Origin of the sequence: Chryseobacterium sp. BGARF1 (assembly GCF_001677955.1) — a bacterium.
GTDB lineage: Bacteria > Bacteroidota > Bacteroidia > Flavobacteriales > Weeksellaceae > Chryseobacterium.
In genome coordinates this window covers 48,304-66,634 of the sequence record NZ_LELA01000057.1, presented here as the reverse complement: position 1 = coordinate 66,634, position 18,331 = coordinate 48,304, and the positions used below count along the sequence as shown (strand labels likewise).

Annotated in this window: 16 protein-coding genes; 8 read left to right on the top strand and 8 right to left on the bottom strand. The window is 32.7% G+C overall.

The window, feature by feature from the left end; all coding sequences use genetic code 11:
* Nucleotides 1–161: 161 nt before the first annotated feature.
* A complete protein-coding gene (locus AB671_RS11555) occupies nt 162–722 on the top strand; it encodes an RNA polymerase sigma factor (protein ID WP_066676137.1) in 561 nt (186 codons plus the stop codon).
* 48 nt (nt 723–770) lie between these two features.
* On the opposite strand, the gene AB671_RS11550 is transcribed toward AB671_RS11555, so the two are convergent.
* On the bottom strand, nt 771–1,403 hold the full coding sequence (locus AB671_RS11550) for a hypothetical protein (RefSeq protein ID WP_066676135.1): 633 nt from the start codon (nt 1,401–1,403) through the stop codon (nt 771–773).
* Nucleotides 1,404–1,510: 107 nt separating this feature from the next.
* Between AB671_RS11550 and lipA the strand changes: the two genes are divergently transcribed.
* Nucleotides 1,511–2,377, top strand: a complete 867-nt coding sequence (gene lipA, locus AB671_RS11545) for a lipoyl synthase (RefSeq protein WP_066676133.1) — start codon at nt 1,511–1,513, stop codon at nt 2,375–2,377.
* 116 nt (nt 2,378–2,493) lie between these two features.
* On the opposite strand, the gene AB671_RS11540 is transcribed toward lipA, so the two are convergent.
* Nucleotides 2,494–4,548 (bottom strand): M13 family metallopeptidase, encoded by a 2,055-nt coding sequence (locus AB671_RS11540; RefSeq protein WP_066676132.1) that lies wholly within the window; start codon nt 4,546–4,548, stop codon nt 2,494–2,496.
* Between the two features lie 180 nt (nt 4,549–4,728).
* Nucleotides 4,729–5,979 carry a CinA family nicotinamide mononucleotide deamidase-related protein gene (locus tag AB671_RS11535; protein WP_066676131.1) on the bottom strand — a complete coding sequence of 417 codons (1,251 nt, stop codon included), beginning with the start codon at nt 5,977–5,979 and terminating at the stop codon, nt 4,729–4,731.
* A gap of 117 nt (nt 5,980–6,096) precedes the next feature.
* Here AB671_RS11535 and AB671_RS11530 point away from each other — a divergent pair, with 117 nt between their 5' ends.
* A complete protein-coding gene (locus AB671_RS11530) occupies nt 6,097–6,573 on the top strand; it encodes a hypothetical protein (protein WP_066676130.1) in 477 nt (158 codons plus the stop codon).
* A gap of 141 nt (nt 6,574–6,714) precedes the next feature.
* On the opposite strand, the gene AB671_RS11525 is transcribed toward AB671_RS11530, so the two are convergent.
* The 4 genes from AB671_RS11525 to AB671_RS11510 form a co-directional block, all read right to left on the bottom strand.
* Entirely contained in the window at nt 6,715–7,254 is a 540-nt protein-coding gene (locus AB671_RS11525; protein WP_066676128.1) for a lipocalin family protein, read from the bottom strand.
* Between the two features lie 506 nt (nt 7,255–7,760).
* On the bottom strand, nt 7,761–8,495 hold the full coding sequence (locus tag AB671_RS11520) for a LytR/AlgR family response regulator transcription factor (protein WP_066676126.1): 735 nt from the start codon (nt 8,493–8,495) through the stop codon (nt 7,761–7,763).
* A gap of 39 nt (nt 8,496–8,534) precedes the next feature.
* Nucleotides 8,535–9,260: a hypothetical protein gene (locus AB671_RS11515; protein WP_157444195.1), complete on the bottom strand. Its 726-nt coding sequence runs from the start codon at nt 9,258–9,260 to the stop codon at nt 8,535–8,537.
* 8 nt (nt 9,261–9,268) lie between these two features.
* Nucleotides 9,269–10,954: a histidine kinase gene (locus AB671_RS11510; protein ID WP_228391039.1), complete on the bottom strand. Its 1,686-nt coding sequence runs from the start codon at nt 10,952–10,954 to the stop codon at nt 9,269–9,271.
* A gap of 221 nt (nt 10,955–11,175) precedes the next feature.
* On the opposite strand from AB671_RS11510, the gene AB671_RS11505 reads away from it, so the two are divergent.
* The 5 genes from AB671_RS11505 (at nt 11,176) to AB671_RS11485 (ending at nt 16,829) form a co-directional block, all read left to right on the top strand.
* The gene (locus AB671_RS11505; protein WP_066676120.1) at nt 11,176–11,751 is read left to right on the top strand and encodes a hypothetical protein; all 576 of its coding nucleotides are present in this window, start codon (nt 11,176–11,178) and stop codon (nt 11,749–11,751) included.
* A gap of 25 nt (nt 11,752–11,776) precedes the next feature.
* The gene (locus tag AB671_RS11500) at nt 11,777–12,901 is read left to right on the top strand and encodes a hypothetical protein (RefSeq protein ID WP_157444194.1); all 1,125 of its coding nucleotides are present in this window, start codon (nt 11,777–11,779) and stop codon (nt 12,899–12,901) included.
* Between the two features lie 197 nt (nt 12,902–13,098).
* A complete protein-coding gene (locus tag AB671_RS11495; protein ID WP_066676115.1) occupies nt 13,099–13,773 on the top strand; it encodes an SIMPL domain-containing protein in 675 nt (224 codons plus the stop codon).
* A 140-nt stretch (nt 13,774–13,913) separates the two neighbouring features.
* Complete coding sequence (locus AB671_RS11490; protein ID WP_082987291.1) at nt 13,914–15,509, top strand: DUF4139 domain-containing protein; 1,596 nt, start codon at nt 13,914–13,916, stop codon at nt 15,507–15,509.
* A 126-nt stretch (nt 15,510–15,635) separates the two neighbouring features.
* Nucleotides 15,636–16,829: a vWA domain-containing protein gene (locus AB671_RS11485; protein WP_066676113.1), complete on the top strand. Its 1,194-nt coding sequence runs from the start codon at nt 15,636–15,638 to the stop codon at nt 16,827–16,829.
* 282 nt (nt 16,830–17,111) lie between these two features.
* Here AB671_RS11485 and AB671_RS11480 read toward each other — a convergent pair whose 3' ends face one another.
* Nucleotides 17,112–18,317 (bottom strand): NAD(P)/FAD-dependent oxidoreductase, encoded by a 1,206-nt coding sequence (locus AB671_RS11480; RefSeq protein ID WP_066676109.1) that lies wholly within the window; start codon nt 18,315–18,317, stop codon nt 17,112–17,114.
* Nucleotides 18,318–18,331: the final 14 nt, after the last annotated feature.

Genomic DNA, 18,331 nt, shown 5'->3' with positions numbered 1-18,331 from the left:
AAACTTCCACCATTTAATTTCCATCTTCCAGCAATTATTGTTTTTAGATTGATGTTAAAGCTTTTTGAGTTCTGTTTTCAAAGTTGTAAACTTCCAACACCCATCATCCAACTTCCAGCCCTTATTGTTTCATTAGCAAAATTCAATTATATTTGTTAATAATGAAAGACGAGCAATTATTTCCTCTCATCCAAAAAGCGAAGGAAAAAGACCAGAAAGCGCAGACCAAACTCATTAATGTTTTTTGGGTAGACGTTTTTTCTTTTGTGATGAAGAAAGTACACGACGAAAATGATGCAGATGAAATTACAGTGAATGTTTTTTCAAAAGTTTTGTCGAAGCTTGATTTGTACGATCCTCATTTTCAGTTTAAAACCTGGGTGTTAACCATTGCTCAAAATACGATTATTGATTTCTGGCGTAGAAAAAGCCGTGAAAATCAAGATCCTACCGAAAATCTGGATGAAGTAAAAAATCATTACGCAAAATCTCCGGAAGAACTGATGATTTCTGAGGAAGAACAAAAGAAAATCATTAAAACCATTGAATCTTTAGATGCTAATTATCAGGATATTATTAGATTGAGATTTTTTGAAGAAAAAAGTATTAAAGAGATTGCTGAAGAGCTTGGTATTTCTGTTGCCAATACGAAAGTTCGTGTAATGAGAGCGAAAAAAGTTTTAGCTGAGCTGTTGAAAAATAATGAGTTTGAGGATAATTAATGAGCCTTATCCAGGTTCAAAACCTTGACAAGGCTTTTCGAAAAATGTTTACAAATAAACATTCTCCTTCGTTTTAGGAAGAAAAATTTTTCTTTGTTTTTCTTGATTTCTGTTTTGAAGATTAATTTTCATTCCTTTTTTAATGGAAATTTCGTTTTTAGATTTTCCATATTCTTTTGTATTTACAACTTCTTTATTAAAAATTAGTTTTCCGGTTGAAAGATTAAAATCTACGGTAGTCCAATATTCTTCAGGTTTTCCGCTTTCTGAAGAAAATCCTATTAATTCAAAATGTCCGTTTTGAAATCTGTATTTATCTGTTCCTCCCCATTTCCAGCTGCTTCCTCCATAATGAGTAATGTTTAAAATACCTTTTTCAATGGTTGTGCTCATATAAGGATCACCCATCATTCCGCCATCTTTACTTCTTAAAATTGCCTTTTGGGATTTTTCTAATATTGTCCATTTATTATTGATTTTCTTTAAAATCTGAATCTCTCGAATGTCACCATAATCATTGTTGGACGCAATATCATAAACAATTACTTTCTCCGGACTTTTATCACCATCCAAATCTCCGTCAAGAGTTTCATTAACTGTGGAATTTTTTGGCTGAAATTCTTTTTGAGCAAAACAAAATGTGCTGAAAATTAGGGATAGAAAGCAAACTGTAGTCTTCATAACAAATATTGAATCTTAAAATTACAAAATTATCTGTTTCATCAATGTCTGTCTTTGATTGTTTCGATAAAAAAATCACTAACTTTGAACCTCAATTTGAGAGATAAATGGAGAATTTAGTTCAAGATACTACTGTTCAAAAACCAAAATGGATTCGTGTGAAACTTCCTACCGGAAAGAATTACAGAGAATTGAGGACTTTGGTTGATAAATATAAATTAAATACAATTTGCCAAAGCGGAAGCTGTCCAAATATGGGTGAATGTTGGGGAGAAGGAACGGCAACTTTCATGATCTTAGGAAATATCTGTACCAGAAGCTGCGGATTTTGTGGTGTAAAAACTGGGAAACCAATGGATGTAAACTGGGATGAACCTGAAAAAGTAGCTCGTTCAATAAAATTAATGAAGATCAAACATGCAGTTTTAACTTCTGTTGACCGTGACGATTTGAAAGATATGGGTTCTATTCTTTGGGGTGAAACTGTAAATGCAGTAAGAAGAATTTCTCCGGGAACCACGATGGAAACTCTGATTCCTGATTTTCAAGGTTTGACTAAACATTTAGACAGATTGGTAGATGTTGCTCCTGAAGTAATTTCTCACAATATGGAAACGGTAAAACGTTTGACAAGAGAAGTGAGAATTCAGGCTAAATACGAAAGAAGCCTTGAGGTTTTAAGATATTTAAAAGAAGCTGGACAAAACAGAACGAAAACTGGATTAATGCTTGGTTTGGGTGAAGAAAAAGATGAGGTTTTCCAAACGATTGAAGACATTAGAAATGCCAATGTTGACGTTATTACAATGGGACAATATTTGCAGCCTACAAAAAAGCATCTTCCTGTAAAGAAATTCATTACACCTGAAGAGTTCGATGAATTCGGAGATTTTGCGAGAAGCTTAGGTTTCAGGCATGTTGAAAGTTCGCCTTTGGTGAGAAGTTCTTATCACGCAGAAAAACATATTCATTAAAAACATATAAAATCCGTCTCACAATTAAAATGTGAGACGGATTTTTTTTTGATTAATTCTAAAGCCATAAAAAAACCGCTCATTTCTGAACGGTTTTTTAATATTTTAAATACTGATTACCAGATCTTAATTCTGTCTTCCGGTTTTTTGTATAATTTATCACCAGGTTTCACATCGAATGCTTTGTAGAATGCATCCACATTCATTAAAGGTCCGAAACTTCTGAAATATCCAGGAGAATGCGGATCTGTTTTCACTTGGTTTACCATGTATTTTTCACTAGATAAGGTTCTCCAAACGGTTGCCCAGCTTAAGAAGAATCTCTGATCTTGCGTATAACCACTGATTGTTCCAGGGTTTCCTTTATCTTTAAGATACATTTGAAGTGCATCATAAGCAATGTTTACACCACCTAAATCTGCAATATTTTCACCGTTTGTGAACGTTCCGTTGACGAAAGTTCCTTTTACAGGCTCATATTTATCGTATTGAGCAGCCAAAGCTTTTGTTGCTTTTTCGAAGTTTGCTTTGTCTTCCGGAGTCCACCAGTCTACTAAGTTACCGTCTGCATCAAACTGCGCCCCTGAATCATCAAATCCGTGAGAAATTTCGTGACCGATAACGGCACCAATTCCACCAAAATTAACAGCAGCATCGGCTTTAGGATTAAAGAATGGCGGTTGAAGAATCGCAGCAGGGAAAACAATCTCGTTGTAAACCGGATTGTAATATGCATTTACAGTTTGTGGAGTCATTCCCCATTCTGTTTTATCAACAGGTTTTCCGATTTTTGCCAATTCACGGTTGTATTGCCATTCACCGATATTCTGAAGGTTTTTGTATAAGTTTCCACCTTTAGATTCTGGAGTAATCACCAATTTAGAATAATCTTTCCATGTATCAGGATAAGCAACTTTTACCGTAAATTTATTCAATTTGGTCATTGCTTTTTCCTTAGTTGTAGCAGACATCCACGTTAAACCGTTGATGTGAACTGCAAAACTTTTCTTTAAATAGTCAATCAATTCTACCATCTGAGCTTTTGCCTCAGCCGGGAAATATTTTTCAACATATAATTTACCGAAAGCCTCACCCAAAGAACCATTGATCAACTCATATCCTCTTTTGTTTAAAGCTCTCTGCTCTTGCTGACCTCTTAAATATTTACCATAAAAAGCAAACTTTGCATCTCCTAATTTTTCACTCAAATAAGAAGCGCTTCCGCTGATCATATGGAATTTCAGATAATCTTTGATCACAGGAAGTGTTTTAGCATTTACCAACTGATCGAAGTTTTTGTAATATTCTAATTCACCGATGATTACTTTGTCAGTATTTACTCCAACTTTTTTAAGATAAGCCGGAAGATCTACATTTTTAACCAAAGCTTTAAGTTCAGCCATAGTTTTAGGATTATACTGAAGTGTATTATCACGGCTTTGCTCATTCGTTAATAAATGTTTAGCAATGTTTTTTTCGTAATCTACAATTCCTTTTGCAGCAGCATCAGCGTTTTTATATCCTAATTCTTTTAGCATAGACGCTACATACTTCTGGTATTCTACAAGAGCTTCAGTATTTTTAGCATCTACTTTTTGATAGTAATCTCTACCCATTCCCAATGAAGCATCACCAAGGTAAACTGCATTCATATTAGAGTCTTTCAAATCAGAATAAACACCCCATCCGTAGAAATTATTTTCTCCATCTTTGGTAACTGAAGCTAAATAATTCTGAAGATCAGTAAGATTTTTGATTGCATCAATTTTGTTGATGTTTTCTTGAATAGGCTTTATTCCGTCTGCATTTCTCTTCTCCATATTCATGTACGTTGCGTACAGATCCTGGATTTTTTTACCTTCACTTCCTTCTGCGAATTTATCTTTCAAAAGAGAGTTTAAGATGGTCATCGAATTGTTGTCGGTATCGTCTGCCAATTTGTTGAAACTTCCCCAAGTTGGTTTATCAGAAGGGATTTTGGCAGTTTTCATCCAAGTTCCGCTCACATAATTATAAAAATCATCTTGTGGACGAACCGATTTATCCATCAAGCTAATGTCTAAACCGTTATCTGTTGTAGTTGCCATTTTGGTTGATTTAGTCTGAGCGTTCAATGTAGTTTGTGAACAAACCCCAGCTAATAAAAACAAAGAAAGTGTTAATTTTTTCATTGTAATAATAATTTACACAATATGTATATTTAATTTAAATTTTGTTACGGTAAAGTTAATTTATTTTATCTATCGAATTTAGATGGATTTTCATCATAAAAGAATCTGAGCATTTTATGTTGCAATGCTATCTTGATGCTGTCTTTTGTGATGAAAATTCTTCTTAATTATAAAATAAAATTATTTATTGATTAAGATTCCCACCAAATCCTGAAGAATTTTCTGAGAAACGAAGTAAATAAAATCCTGTCGCTCTAAATGAGGCATATACAATTTAAAAGTTTGAGATTCATTTTTCACTTTTATTGTATAATAAACCAATCCTATTTCTTTTCCATCTTCACCTTTTCCAGGTCCTGCAACACCTGTTGTAGAAAGAGAAATATCACTTTTAAATAAATTTTGGCAACCGTCTGCCATTTCGCGTGCAACTTCTTCGCTTACAACCGTAAAACGCTCAATGATCCCTTCTGAAACATGAAGAATATCTATCTTTTTCTGCGTTGCATAAGGTATTATACCTCCGATAAAATATTTAGAACTTCCAGGATTTGATGTAATCAAAAGAGACAATTCTCCTCCTGTACAACTTTCGGCCGTTGAAATAGTTAATTTTTTTTCGCTTAAAATTTCACCTAAAATTTTCTCAATTTTATCTTCAGAAGTAGCAATGATGTTTTCGCCGATAATCGGAAATAGTTTTTGAATTTCATTTTCCAGCTGAATTTGCAACAGATTTTCATCTGTTCCGGTTGCTGTCAATCTCAGTTTCACTCTCGTTCCGACAGGAAGATAAGACAAGGCAAGGTTTTCCGGTAAAGCAAGTTCCCATTCTTCAATCTGGTCTGCTAAAATACTTTCGGGAATTCCAACGACAGAAACGATTCTTGTAGAAATATGATTGAGATCAAATTTTTCTTTTAAATAAGGAATAATCTGGTCTTTTATCAAAGGTTTTACTTCGTACGGAACGCCGGGTAAACTGAAAGAAAGTTTTCCGTTTTGTTGCATCATCATGCAAGGCGCTGTTCCGAAATGATTTTGAAAAACCGTAGATCTTGTAGGCACAAAAGCCTGTTCGCGGTTTCTTTCTAAAATTTCTATGCGGCCACGTCTTTCCATATATGCTTTAAGATGGTCGAAAGTAGCTTCATCCAAAGCAATTTCATCATCAAAAAAATCAGCCAGAGCTTTTTTGGTCTTATCATCTCGTGTTGGACCCAAACCACCTGTAGTGATCACTAGATCGCCCATTTCAAAAGCCGACTTCAATGTACTTTTTATGGTTTCTATTTCGTCTGAAATGGTAATAATTTGAGAAACCTTTATGCCTATATTTTTAAGTTCGGTAGCAATAAAATTTGAATTGGTATCAACCGTATTTCCTGAAAGAATTTCGTCACCAATGGTGATAAGAACTGCGTTTTGCATGCGTTTAATTTTGAATAAATTCAATACAAATGACGTGAAAATCTCTGTGGTGAACAAAAGAAAATGATTTTTTATATCTTTGAACTTTACTGTATAAAATTATAATTAAAATATTTTATGTCTAAATATGATGATGCTTCTTGGCATTACGGAAATGAATTTCCTGAAAATCTTCCAACGAAAAATGGTGCGACACATATTGGAATGTTTTTAAATTGGTGTATCAATAATGATTTACATTCGGAAGAAGTAAAAGAAGATTTAAATGAACAGATTGAAAGTTTAAAAAGGAGAGAAATAACGGGAGCTGAAATTTTAATTGATGCTTTTGATGAAAAATTTTCCGATTATATGTTAAACGATTTAGGGAATGCTTTTGCCAAAGATTATTATGAAGATGAAACAGACTTTACTAATAAATTTAGTTCGTTTGCTACCGATTATGTGAATCTTTTTGACAGTATTGCCGAAGAAAGCGATTTTGAATACGAAACTTTTTATCATATTGAAGATACCTACGAAAATTATGATCTGATGAAGCAGATTATCGATTATCGTTTTCAGGAATGGAAAGAGTACAAAAGCTTAAACTAAATAATTCATTTTGTCATTCTGAACGCAATGAAATGGAGTGAAGAATCTTTTTTTTATTGTAGAAATTCTTCCTTCGTCAGAATGACAAACTGAATGTTAAATTATTTTGAGATTTCTTTGTCGCTTTGCTTCTCTCAATGACTAGTTATGCTTTACCCAAATTAAATTATCGGTATTATAACCTAATTTCTGGGCTTTTGCTAAGAATCTTTCTTTGATACTGTTTGGAATTTCTTTGTTTCGGGATAAGATCCAGATGTATTTTGTACTGTTTCCTACGACCAGAGCATTTTGATAATCATCATCAATATCGATCACATTATAACCAGCCCAAATCGGTTTAAAAAAAGAAACTTTCAGTCTTGCTTCAGATTGATCATTCACGAATCTTGCTTCTCCGATGGATTCTTTCCATTCTTTTTTTACGTAATCGTAGCCTCTGTTTTGCACTTTGATTGTTCCGTCGGAATTAAGTGAATAATTGGCGGTCACATTATCCATATTTTTCTCGAATTTATAGTCGAAACGGGCAATTTCGTACCATCTACCAAGATATTTTTCTGAATTAAAATTTGCGATGGCTGTTGCGTCTTTGGGAATACCGACCGAACAGGAATTGAATATTAAAAATCCGATAATACCTAAAGAAACGGGAATGGCTATTTTGTGTAAGGTTTTCATGTTGAAATATTTTATTGCTGTAAAAATTCAAAAATGATGCCTTAAACTAGTTGATGGTTTTCAGTTGTTAGTTGATGGACTGAAATTCTATATGCTAAAAATCAAAAATATATTATTAAATTAAGTAGATAAAAGACTTTTTATATATCCGTATTTTATCATAATATTAATTTAATCACTAAGAGTACTAAGAAATTTCACAAAGCACACAATACTTGTGTGCTTTGTGATGTTCCTTGTGTTATAAAATAATAGTGTTTAATAACAATAGTTTTCAATTATGACATATTATGGATAACCAAAAAAGGGCTTACAGTCAATTATTTATGTTGTTAAGGTGTATTATTGATTATTTTCAAGTACTTGAGTCATCAAAAAATAACCTTCCAACGCCTAATCTCTGCAGCCCGACTTGAACGGAGCTCTTTTTGTGAAACAAAAAAGCGGGAGTGGAAGGCGGAAAAGCTGCCCTAAAAATAAAAATAGCTCAAATTACTGCTCAAAAATCATGAAAAAACTTTCAAAAACTGGTCTTTGAAACTTCCTGAAACTTCAATCTCAGAATTGTCTGATAAAGTTGCCGTGCCACTTTTATGATAAGATTTTACAAAATGAGTATTGATGATGTGTGAGCGATGAACTCTCACGAAAGGGTTTTCCAGCAAATCATCAAAATGCTTTAAAAACCTGCAAACCATCTTCTTTGAACCGTCTGTAAGATAAACCTGCGTAAAATTTCCATCAGCCTGAAGTCTTACAATATCTTCCGTTTTTACAACATCAAAACCTTGTAATGTGGGGAGGATTAACTGCTGTTTTTCGGGTTTTAATTTTAAATTTTCGAGGAGGATTTTGTTTCGGTTGAGTTCGTCTTTCTTTTCAATACTTTCTGCTACTTTATTCACTGCCAAGATCAATTCCTGAATGTCGATAGGTTTTAAAATATAGTAACTCGCAGATTTGTTTAAAGCCTGCAGAGAATATTGTGAAAATGCAGTAATAAAAATGGTTTCGTAAGAAAATTCCTGTGTTGCTTCCAAAACATCAAAGGCATTTCCAAATGGCATCTCAACATCCAGAAAAACAAGTTGCGGCTGCGTTTCAGCAATCAAGGGAACCGCTTCTTTGATATTTTCAGCCTCACCCAAAATCTCAATTTGCGGACAGTATTTTGTAAGATAATTCCTCAGAACTTCTCTTGCAATTTTTTCGTCGTCTACGATTATAGCTCTTATTTTCATCTTTCTAGGTTTTAGGTTGCAGATTTTAGGAAGCAGGATTTATTGGTAAACAGATTTTTTAAATTTCAAGGTTTTATACGATATTTTAGAAGTTTTATACTCGCTACATTCGCCATTAATTTCTTTGGTAAACTTCTTTATATTTTCTGTTTTAATTTTAAGATTAGCAAAACCATTGGTCTCTGCTTTATCTAAAATAATAACAGAATTATCTTCTTCAACTTCTCCAGAACAATTCATATCCCATTCACCTCTGTACGTTCTCAGATTATAATTATCAAGAATTTTTTTAAAGGTTTTTCCTTCAGGATAATACAATGAAATATCGGAAGATGAATAAGGATTGGGCTTGCTGCTTCCTCGATAATTTGCAGTAATACCAAAAGCACGAATAGTAGAATTAAGCTTGTAAATACCTGTATCTATTGTAAAACTATCCAACATAATGGCGTCAGAGTCAAATTCTGTTTCATCAATATATTTGCTTTTTATTTTCCCCTCAGAATCAGTAATAAGGATGGTGTTTTTTACTAAAAATCCGTCATTTTCAAATTTTCCCAATAAAACGGGAACTATAATAATATATGAATCTTCAAGATTAGGCATTTTCTTTTCAGTATAAAGCTGATTGTGAACCTCAGAAGAATTAAGTTTTAACTGTTTCAATACAACATTATATCTCGCATCGTCATATTCCTGTGCCGACAGAGAGAAAGCCATCAACAGCAATAAAAATGTTGTTATTTTTGTGTAAAGTTTCATCATTCTCTCCATTAAATTATCATTGAAACCTCAACAAAAACTCCGTTTTCAGAATCTTTTACCGTACAGACAATATTTTTTTTGTACAAATCATTCAGCAGTCTGATTCTTTCCAGAGTATTTTTCATTCCGCGTCCTTCACGTGTTTTTTGGTGTTCTGTTTTTTGCTTTTTACTTTCTTCTATTCCTATCCCGTTATCTTTAATGGTAATTTTCAGCAAGTCGTTGTTTTTTGTGAATTTTAAACTTAAAAATCCCTTATCTGTTCTGTATCTTAAGCCGTGCCAAACTGCATTTTCCAAAAATGGCTGTATCAACATTCCCGGAACTTTTAGATTTTGAGTATTTAAACTTTCATCCACTTCAATTTCGTAGTCAAATTTATCGGCAAAACGTGTTTTTTCTAAAGCCAGATAATTCTGAAGTAAATCTAATTCCTGCTGAAACGGTATAAAATCTTCACTGGAATTTTCCATAACGCCACGCATTAATTTTGAAAATTTGGTTAAATATTGATTGGCTTCCAGTTCATTATTGGTTGCAATAAAATGATTGACAGAATTTAAACTGTTAAAAATAAAGTGCGGATTCATCTCACGACGAAGCGATTGCAACGCAATTTTTTTGTTTTTAATCTGAACTTTTTTCAGAGTTCTGAAAATAAAAATTATTAAACCTGTCAGTAAAACCAACACTCCAATTAAACTGTAATTGAAAATATTTTTCTTGCGAATTAGCTCATCTTTCAATTTCTTTTCTTGCAGAAGTTGAGAAATTTTCTGTTCTGTATCTTCAAGGATTTTATTATCAACTAAACTTCTGTCTTTGGAGACCAAATCAGGTAATTTTCCAAGAAAATCACGGTAAAGCTGTACCGAAGCATTGGTGTTTTCATAAATGTTATAAAGACTGTCGAGCTTTTTTACACTTTTCTGAGCTTCCAAAGTGTGACCTTTCTGTAAAGCAATATCATAAGCATTTTTCAATAAAACAATTGCTTCCTTCGGATCATTTTTTTTGATGTAAATTTCTGCCAGTTCCTGAATCTGTTCTACTTTTTTCTGCGAATTTTCTTTAACGAAATTTTCTTTTAAAACAGATTTTTTGGCTTCTATTGCTTTGTCAAAATCTTTATTGTCGACATAAAAATTGGTTAATTTCTGATTGATTGCCAAAGCCTGTTGCGGCGCCTGTTCTTTTGAAATCTGATACGCTGTATTGAGGTTTTCTTCGGCTTTCGGAATATTTTTATTTTCAATATTTACATCTGCCATTTGACTGTAGCTTGCGGCAAGATCTTGTTTATTGTTTTCCTTTTCGCTGATCTGAATATTACTAAGAATAGCATCCGCTTTATTTTCTGGCGCCGGAGAAGAAAGTCTTGAAGCGTCATTAGCATTTAAACTTCTTTTTGATTTAGAATATCCAATTTTTGAAGCTTTTTGGTAGTTGCTTTGCGCAGATTTCAGCTTATTCTGATTTTCCTGAGACTGCGCCAGTTTTCGGATCACTTTTTCCAGATTTTGCTTGTCATTCAGCTTTTCGTAGAGATTTTTAGATTTTATAAAATACTCTTCACTTTTAGAAAAATTTCTATCATTAAAAAATGTTTCGCCGATATTGTAATAAGATTCAGCTTCAGCAGATTCGTTTTTGGTATCAACGGCTTTTTTCAGTTTTTCGGTTTCTGATTCCACATCTTTCCACACATTATTAGTGCTTTGAGAATAAAGTATATTCCCAAAGATCATAAATAAAAAGAAGATAAAAATTCGAAACATTTTCATAAAGCAAAGATATACATATATATAGTTTACCCAAAAACGATTCACCAAGTGAAAATTGGTATTCACCAAGTTGACTTTAAATTACTGTGAAAAGACCAATAAGTTTGTAATCTAATTTAAACTTAATTCTCATGAAAAATTTATCCTATTTAGTTCATTTCGCACTGGTATTTTCAAGTTGCCAGATTTTTTCTCAGACCAAATTAATATCCTACAAAAGCCACAGCGGAGATATGAAATATTTTGAAAAAAGTATTGTGGAAAATAGTTTTAATACCAATTATTCTAATCTTGGAATGGCTCCTCAAAGGTATGTAACCAATTCAAAATTGGATAGCGTCATTATTATTGATGATAAAAAAAGCGTTATTATTACCTCAAACTACTGTAAAATCAGAGGAAACTCAAATCCAGAAAAGTGGAAACCGGGAAGAGATACTGTTTACAATCATCCCGTTTTTTCCCAGGAAAATGTAGAAGCTGTAAAAAAAGAATTGAAAAGAGATTACAATTTTCAAAATGATTTAGACAGTACCGTTTTTTTGAAATATGACAAAAAAACAAAAGAATACAAGCTGATTACGTCTAAAAAAGTAATTAAAACTGCTGAACTAAAGAGTTTTAAATCTGAAGAAGAAATCATGTATTTGCTTGTTTTAAGTATCGCTGTGTTTGTGTCTGTTTTTATTTATAGAAAAAATCGTTAAAAGTATTTCTGTGAAATTTAAATCAATGTTTTTTAGAAAGATTACTGTTTTTTGCGGTGTTTTTTTTCTGCAGTTCATTCTATTTTTTCCGTTGAGTTTTTTAAACAATTTCCAGTTAAAAATTACGGATTTTATTTTTGGTGATCTTACTGGTTTTATTTTAGAATTTTTCTTCAATAAAAAGAATAGCAGAATAGATTACAGTTCAGATAGTTGTTCGATGTTGATTTTGATCATCATTTTACTTCTTACATCGTTAATTTTTAGTTTTCTGATTAAGAAAAAATGGACGAAACATTTCTTATTAACAACAGAATATGTTTGCGTAATTTACATTTCTGTTATATTGATAAAATACGGTGTTGATAAAATTTTTAAAGCTCAATTTTCCGAACCTGAACCGAATATTCTGTTTACAAGATTCGGAAATCTAGACAAAGATATTTTATTCTGGAGCACGATTGGAACGTCTAAAATTTATAATATCATCATGGGTTCAATTGAACTTTTTTCAGGAGCTTTGTTGTTATTCAAACGTACCCAATTTTTGGGGTCATTATTGGCGATCATTAGTTTTAGTCAAATATTAATCATCAATATTAGTTTTGATATTTCTGTAAAATTATTTTCACAGATTTTACTTTTCATGAGCTTGTTTTTGGTCAGAAAAAACGGATGGGAACTTATTTTGAAAATCATTAGTCTCCCGAAAAAAACTTTTTTTGACCAAAATTCATTTTTGCCTTACAAAAATTTTCTAAAGATTTTGATTATAGGAATTGTATTGGTAAAAATAGGAATGCCTTATCTTAGTAAAGAAGAAAACGATAAATTATTACCATTAAATGGTGCTTATAAAATAATTTCTCCTGAAAGCCCTTATCAATATTTATTCTTTCATAAAGACCAATACTTGATTTTCATGGAAAAATCTTCAGAAAAAATGACTTCCTTTCATTATGATATTTCTTTTAATAATCAAATTATCCTTCAAGATGAACAACATCGCATTTCCAAATATTTTTTTGTGAGAAATAAGAAAGACAGCACAATTATTTTTTCTTTTAATAATCAAATGATTCATGCTAAACCGGTTGATTTTAAAGAAATGAACGCACTGCAGGATAGATTTCACATCTTAGTCGATTAAGAGATGATTTATCAAATATTCTCACCAAGTGAAAGTCTCAGTTCACCAAGTTTCCCAAAATTCAGTTTCTATTCGTGGTAATTTTACTTTAGAAATTTAAAATAAACAATTATGAAATCGCCGTGGTTTGAAAACAAAAATATTGATAAAGAAGACGCGATAACATATGACAAATAAACAACAATAAATAATTACATATGAAACTGAAACACCTTTTATTAGTAGGACTTTTTGCTGTAGCAAACTTCGTGAATGCGCAGGAAGTAAAAAAAAACGCAATTGAAGTAACGGGAGTTGCCGAAATGGAAGTAGAACCAGATGAAATCATCTTTAGCATCGGTATAAAAGCCGACAACAAAAATCAATTGGCAGACAGCGAAAAACTTTTATTTGAAACACTGAAAAACAACGGTGTAAAAAACGAAGACATTAAATTCAAATCGATGTACCAGAATTTATATTCGAAAACAACGAAGTTTACCAAGAGTTTTCAGTTTAAAGTTAATGCGAAAACCAATGTGAGTAAGCTTTTTGAAGATTTAAACCAAAAATGGGTAAGCAATCTGAGTATTGCAGAAATTAAAAACACAAAGATTGCAGATTTCAGAAAAACGGTTAAAATCAATGCACTAAAAGCGGCTAAAGAAAAAGCTGATTATCTTTTGGGAAGCATCAACAAAAAGACTGGAGATGCGATTGAAATCATTGAAATCGAAGATTACATGAGCGATTCTATTCTTCCCGTTGCTTACAGAAGTAAAATGGCGAATGTACAATTAGAAGCAGCCGACCAAAGTATGGATTATTCGTTCGACAACATCGAAAATATCAAGTTGAAATACAGCATCAAAACAAAATACGAAATTCTTTAGTTTATTAAGAGGCAGTCAGAAATGGCTGTCTTTTTTTCGCTTAAAAACTTCCACCAAGTGAAAAGCTCAGTTCACCAAGTCTTCCGATTTTCGGTTTCTAATCAAAGTAATTTTACTGTAGAACTTTAAAACAATAAACAATGCGACACTCTATTTTAATACTCATTTTGATGGTTTCGTTTTTTAAATCTCAGGAAATTAAAAAAGAAATCGACGTAAAACAGGCGACTGTATTTCTGCAGGGAGCGAAAGTTTTCGGAAGCACAAACGTTACTCTCCAAAAAGGAAGAAACACCGTGAAAATCATTAACCTTCCGAATGATTTAGATGAAAACACGTACAAAATCAATCTTGAAAAAAACACAACGCTTTTATCAATTACCCCACAAAGTAATTATCTCAAAAATGATGAACTGACCGACGGCGAAAAAAAACTGGATGATGAAAGAAAAAAATTTCAGAGACAGGTCAATTTATTGAATATTCAGATTAAAAATCTGACGGGCGAACAAAATATCATTAATGATAATCTTAAAGTTTCAACGAATGATAAATCGACTCCGCAGGAACAGTTGATAAAACTGACTGAATTTTACAGAAAAAGAATGCTGGAAATCGACAATCAGGTTTTTCTTCTGACTGAACAAAAAACTACGTTTGATGAAAGTATTGCTAAAATCAACAAGCAATTTACCGAAGAACAGACTCATAAAACACAAAACAGAAAAGAATTAATTCTTGAAATTCTCGCTGAAAATGAAATGAATCTGAATCTCGGCGTAAGCTATATCGTTTCTAATGCAGGTTGGGTTCCTTCGTATGATTTGAGAGCTTTATCCACAAAAAAACCGCTTGAAATAATCTACAAAGGAAAAATTTATCAGAAAACCGGACAAGACTGGAACAATATCAAACTTCTTGTGTCCACTTACAGACCTTCTTACAACCAAAACAGACCTATTTTATCGCCTTTATATGTCGCTGAATATACCGCTTACAATAATGAAGATGCAAAAGTAGGTTATGAGAAAAAGGCAAAAGCTGAACTTTCAAATTCTTATCAAATGCGAGCTGAAGTTGCTGCACCAAGTCAGATTCCTGTTGCAACGGTTTCGGATAATCAGATGAATGTTTTATATGAATTGAATTACAATCAAACCATCGTAAGTCAGGAAAAAGAACAATATGTGATTCTAGATAAGAAAAATGTAGAAGCCAATTACAAATATCACACGGTTCCGAAACTAAACAATCAGGTTTTCTTAATGGCTTTCGTGAAAAACTGGCAGAATTTAAATCTAATTTCGGGTGAAGCGAATATTTATTTTGAAGATAACTATATCGGAAAAACCAATATTACAAGCAATTATGTAAAAGATGAGTTTCCAATTTCTCTTGGAGTCGATGAAAGAATCGTGGTAAAACGTATTAAACTTGAAGATAAAACCTCCCAAAAATCTTTCAATTCTAATAAATGGGAAACAGAATCTTACGAAATATCCATCAGAAATAATACGAAAGAAAATATTGAACTGGAAGTTTTAGACCAAATTCCATTAAGTGAAAATCAGAAAATTACTGTCAAAACTTTAAACATCGGCGACGGAAGTTATGATGACAAAACCGGAAGTGTTCTTTGGAACAGAAAAATCAACAGCGGAGGAACAGAAAAAATCAATTTCTCTTATGAAGTAAAATACCCGAAGGAAATGCAAATTCAATATTATAGTAGATAGTTTCGAGATACGGGATACGGGATACGGAATTCGAATTATAACTTGATTGATTCGTGTTGTGAATCTCAAATCTCAAATCTCAAACCTCGAATCTCGTAACTCATAACAAAATAAAAATCATACAATATGAACACATTAAAAGTTTTAACAGTAACAGCAAGCGTATTCGTTTTTTTGAGTGCAGGTAAAATTTCAGATAACCGTTGCAGCAGCAAAGCCAGCGAGAGAGAAATTATAGAAAGTAACATTTCAAATCAACTACAAATTTCGGTTTCAAAAGACAATAAAATTCAGGTGGCTTTGCTTTTGGATACTTCCAACAGTATGGACGGGTTGATTGATCAGGCAAAATCAAGGCTTTGGAATATTGTCAATACGTTGACGACTTTAAAATACAACGGACAAGCTCCGCAAGTGGAAATTGCTCTTTATGAATACGGAAATGATGGTTTAAAAGATGAAAATTACATCAGACAAGTAACTCCGTTGACACAGGATTTAGATTTAGTTTCCGAAAAACTTTTCGCTTTAAGAACCAATGGCGGAAATGAATATTGTGGAGCGGTCATTCGTGATGCATCAGCCAATTTAAAATGGGACGGAAACGAAAAAAGTATGAAACTGATCTACATTGTCGGAAATGAACCTTTTGATCAAGGGAAAATCAGCTATAAAGATGTTATTTCTAAAGCTAAAACCAAAAACATTTACACAAATACGATTTTTTGTGGAAGCCGTGAAGAAGGCATTCAATCTCATTGGCAAAACGGAGCGAGCTTAGGAGACGGTAAATATTTTAATATCGACAGCGACCAGAAAGTGATTTATATTGAAACGCCTTATGATGTGAAAATTTCGCAGTACAATTCTAAATTGAACGACACTTACATCTCTTACGGACGACGTGGTTCTGAAATGAAAAACAAGCAGACTACTCAAGATTCAAATGCAGAAATGCAATCGGCTTCGAATGTTGTGGAAAGAGCGGTAAGTAAATCGAAGAAAAACGCTTACAAAAATGACCATTGGGATTTGGTAGATAAAGTGGAGAAAGACAAGAACTATATTTCATCAATAAAAGAGGAAGAATTACCTTCTGAATTAAAAGGAAAAAGTAAAGTGGAAATTCAGAGAATTGTTGCTCAGAAATCTGAAGACCGAGATAAGATTCAAAAAGAAATTGAAGTTCTCTCAATAAAAAGACAGGAATTCATTGATGTTGAAACCAAAAAAAGAGGAAGTTCTGAAGGTTATGATTTGGGAAAAGCTATTGAAAAATCTATTGTAGAATTGGCAAAAAAGAACGGATATAGTTTTTAGTTTTGGGATTCGAGTTCCGAGATGCGGGATTCGGGGTACAAGATTAGGGTTTGAAATTATTTTTTATTTATTGATGTTCGGAAGTCCCAAAGGGACGACTTAGTAAAGGATAGGATGAAATCCTATCAACAAAAATATTACGTTTTTTATCGGTTTTTTAAAATTAGGAAAGGAATTGGTCTCAAACACCAGTTCCGTGAAACAATGATGTGAACGTTAGTATTGTTTATTTTGTTTCGAGCTCGGTTTTGCCGAGCTTGAAACTTTTAAATTGTTTTAAAATCATCTCCCAAATTTAAAATATTCAGAAAGCTTGTGTTTTTTATTCTTCATAAAAGCGGAAGCCATATCCATCCCTGTAACCGAAAAAGTAATTCCGTTTCCGCCAAATCCTAAAACGAAATACGAGTTTTTAAAACCTTCATGAGCTCCGATGTATGGAAGTCCGTCTTTCGTTTCCCCAAAAGTTCCAGCCCACACAAAATCGGTGTAAAAATGATAATCGGGTTTTATTCTTTTAAGATTTTTTAGAATTTCTTTTTCTTTTTTATTTAATAGAGAATCACGCTTTTCAGGATTAAAAAAATCTTCATCGCCGCCACCAATCAAAAGTCTTTCGTCATCAGTCGTTCTCATATAAATGTAGGGGTCATCGGTGTTCCAAACGAGTGTATGTTCTATATTTTTAAATTTATCATTGTCAATTTCAGAAACTATGGCAAAGGTACTTTTAAGATTTACAAAATGCTCTTTAATCATTGTTGCACTTTCATATCCCACACAATAAATGATTTTCTTCGCTTTAATATTAAAGCCATCGGTCGTTAAAGCTAAATTATGATCTCGTAAATATTTCACCGATTTCATTTCGGTTTTATCATACACTTTCAAACCTTTATTAACGTTAAACCTCAGCAATTCGTGAGCAAATTTAAACGCATCAATACTTGCACCTTGTTTAGATAAAATTCCGCCATACGTATTCTGAAAACCGAATTTTTCTTCAATGTCTTCAATTCCGAGCCATGTTACATCAAATCCTGCTTTTCTTCGGGCTTCATATTCTTTCTCCAGCCAAATCGCATCTTTCTTTTTCGACGCAAAATATAAAGACTGTTTTCTCTTAAAACCAGAGCGGGCTTTTATTTCTTTTGTCAGTTTTTCCAAGTCATCTATAGATTTCGAACAGGCTTTGTAACTTTCTACCGCACCTTTTTCACCAATCATTTCAATCAATTCGTACAGCGGAGTATCAATTTCATACTGCAACATCGAGGTTGTCGCTGAAGTACTTCCGTTACAGATTTCGCGTTTATCAATTAAAATAGTTTGGTAACCGTCCTTTATCATTTGGTGCGCAATAAGGCTTCCTGTAATTCCGCCGCCAATCACAAGAACATCGCATTCTTCATCAGATTTCAGGGAAGGATAAGAAGAAACTAAACCATTTTTTAAAAGCCAGAAAGGTTCGTTAGATTTCAAGTCCATAGTTTTATTTTCAA

What these genes read in the sequence shown, in the direction of transcription:
- AB671_RS11555 (WP_066676137.1), top strand. Translation starts at nt 162, where the DNA reads ATGAAAGACGAGCAATTATTTCCTCTCATCCAAAAAGCGAAGGAAAAA.
- AB671_RS11550 (WP_066676135.1), bottom strand. Translation starts at nt 1,403, where the DNA reads ATGAAGACTACAGTTTGCTTTCTATCCCTAATTTTCAGCACATTTTGT.
- lipA (WP_066676133.1), top strand. Translation starts at nt 1,511, where the DNA reads ATGGAGAATTTAGTTCAAGATACTACTGTTCAAAAACCAAAATGGATT.
- AB671_RS11540 (WP_066676132.1), bottom strand. Translation starts at nt 4,548, where the DNA reads ATGAAAAAATTAACACTTTCTTTGTTTTTATTAGCTGGGGTTTGTTCA.
- AB671_RS11535 (WP_066676131.1), bottom strand. Translation starts at nt 5,979, where the DNA reads ATGCAAAACGCAGTTCTTATCACCATTGGTGACGAAATTCTTTCAGGA.
- AB671_RS11530 (WP_066676130.1), top strand. Translation starts at nt 6,097, where the DNA reads ATGTCTAAATATGATGATGCTTCTTGGCATTACGGAAATGAATTTCCT.
- AB671_RS11525 (WP_066676128.1), bottom strand. Translation starts at nt 7,254, where the DNA reads ATGAAAACCTTACACAAAATAGCCATTCCCGTTTCTTTAGGTATTATC.
- AB671_RS11520 (WP_066676126.1), bottom strand. Translation starts at nt 8,495, where the DNA reads ATGAAAATAAGAGCTATAATCGTAGACGACGAAAAAATTGCAAGAGAA.
- AB671_RS11515 (WP_157444195.1), bottom strand. Translation starts at nt 9,260, where the DNA reads ATGATGAAACTTTACACAAAAATAACAACATTTTTATTGCTGTTGATG.
- AB671_RS11505 (WP_066676120.1), top strand. Translation starts at nt 11,176, where the DNA reads ATGAAAAATTTATCCTATTTAGTTCATTTCGCACTGGTATTTTCAAGT.
- AB671_RS11500 (WP_157444194.1), top strand. Translation starts at nt 11,777, where the DNA reads ATGTTTTTTAGAAAGATTACTGTTTTTTGCGGTGTTTTTTTTCTGCAG.
- AB671_RS11495 (WP_066676115.1), top strand. Translation starts at nt 13,099, where the DNA reads ATGAAACTGAAACACCTTTTATTAGTAGGACTTTTTGCTGTAGCAAAC.
- AB671_RS11490 (WP_082987291.1), top strand. Translation starts at nt 13,914, where the DNA reads ATGCGACACTCTATTTTAATACTCATTTTGATGGTTTCGTTTTTTAAA.
- AB671_RS11485 (WP_066676113.1), top strand. Translation starts at nt 15,636, where the DNA reads ATGAACACATTAAAAGTTTTAACAGTAACAGCAAGCGTATTCGTTTTT.
- AB671_RS11480 (WP_066676109.1), bottom strand. Translation starts at nt 18,317, where the DNA reads ATGGACTTGAAATCTAACGAACCTTTCTGGCTTTTAAAAAATGGTTTA.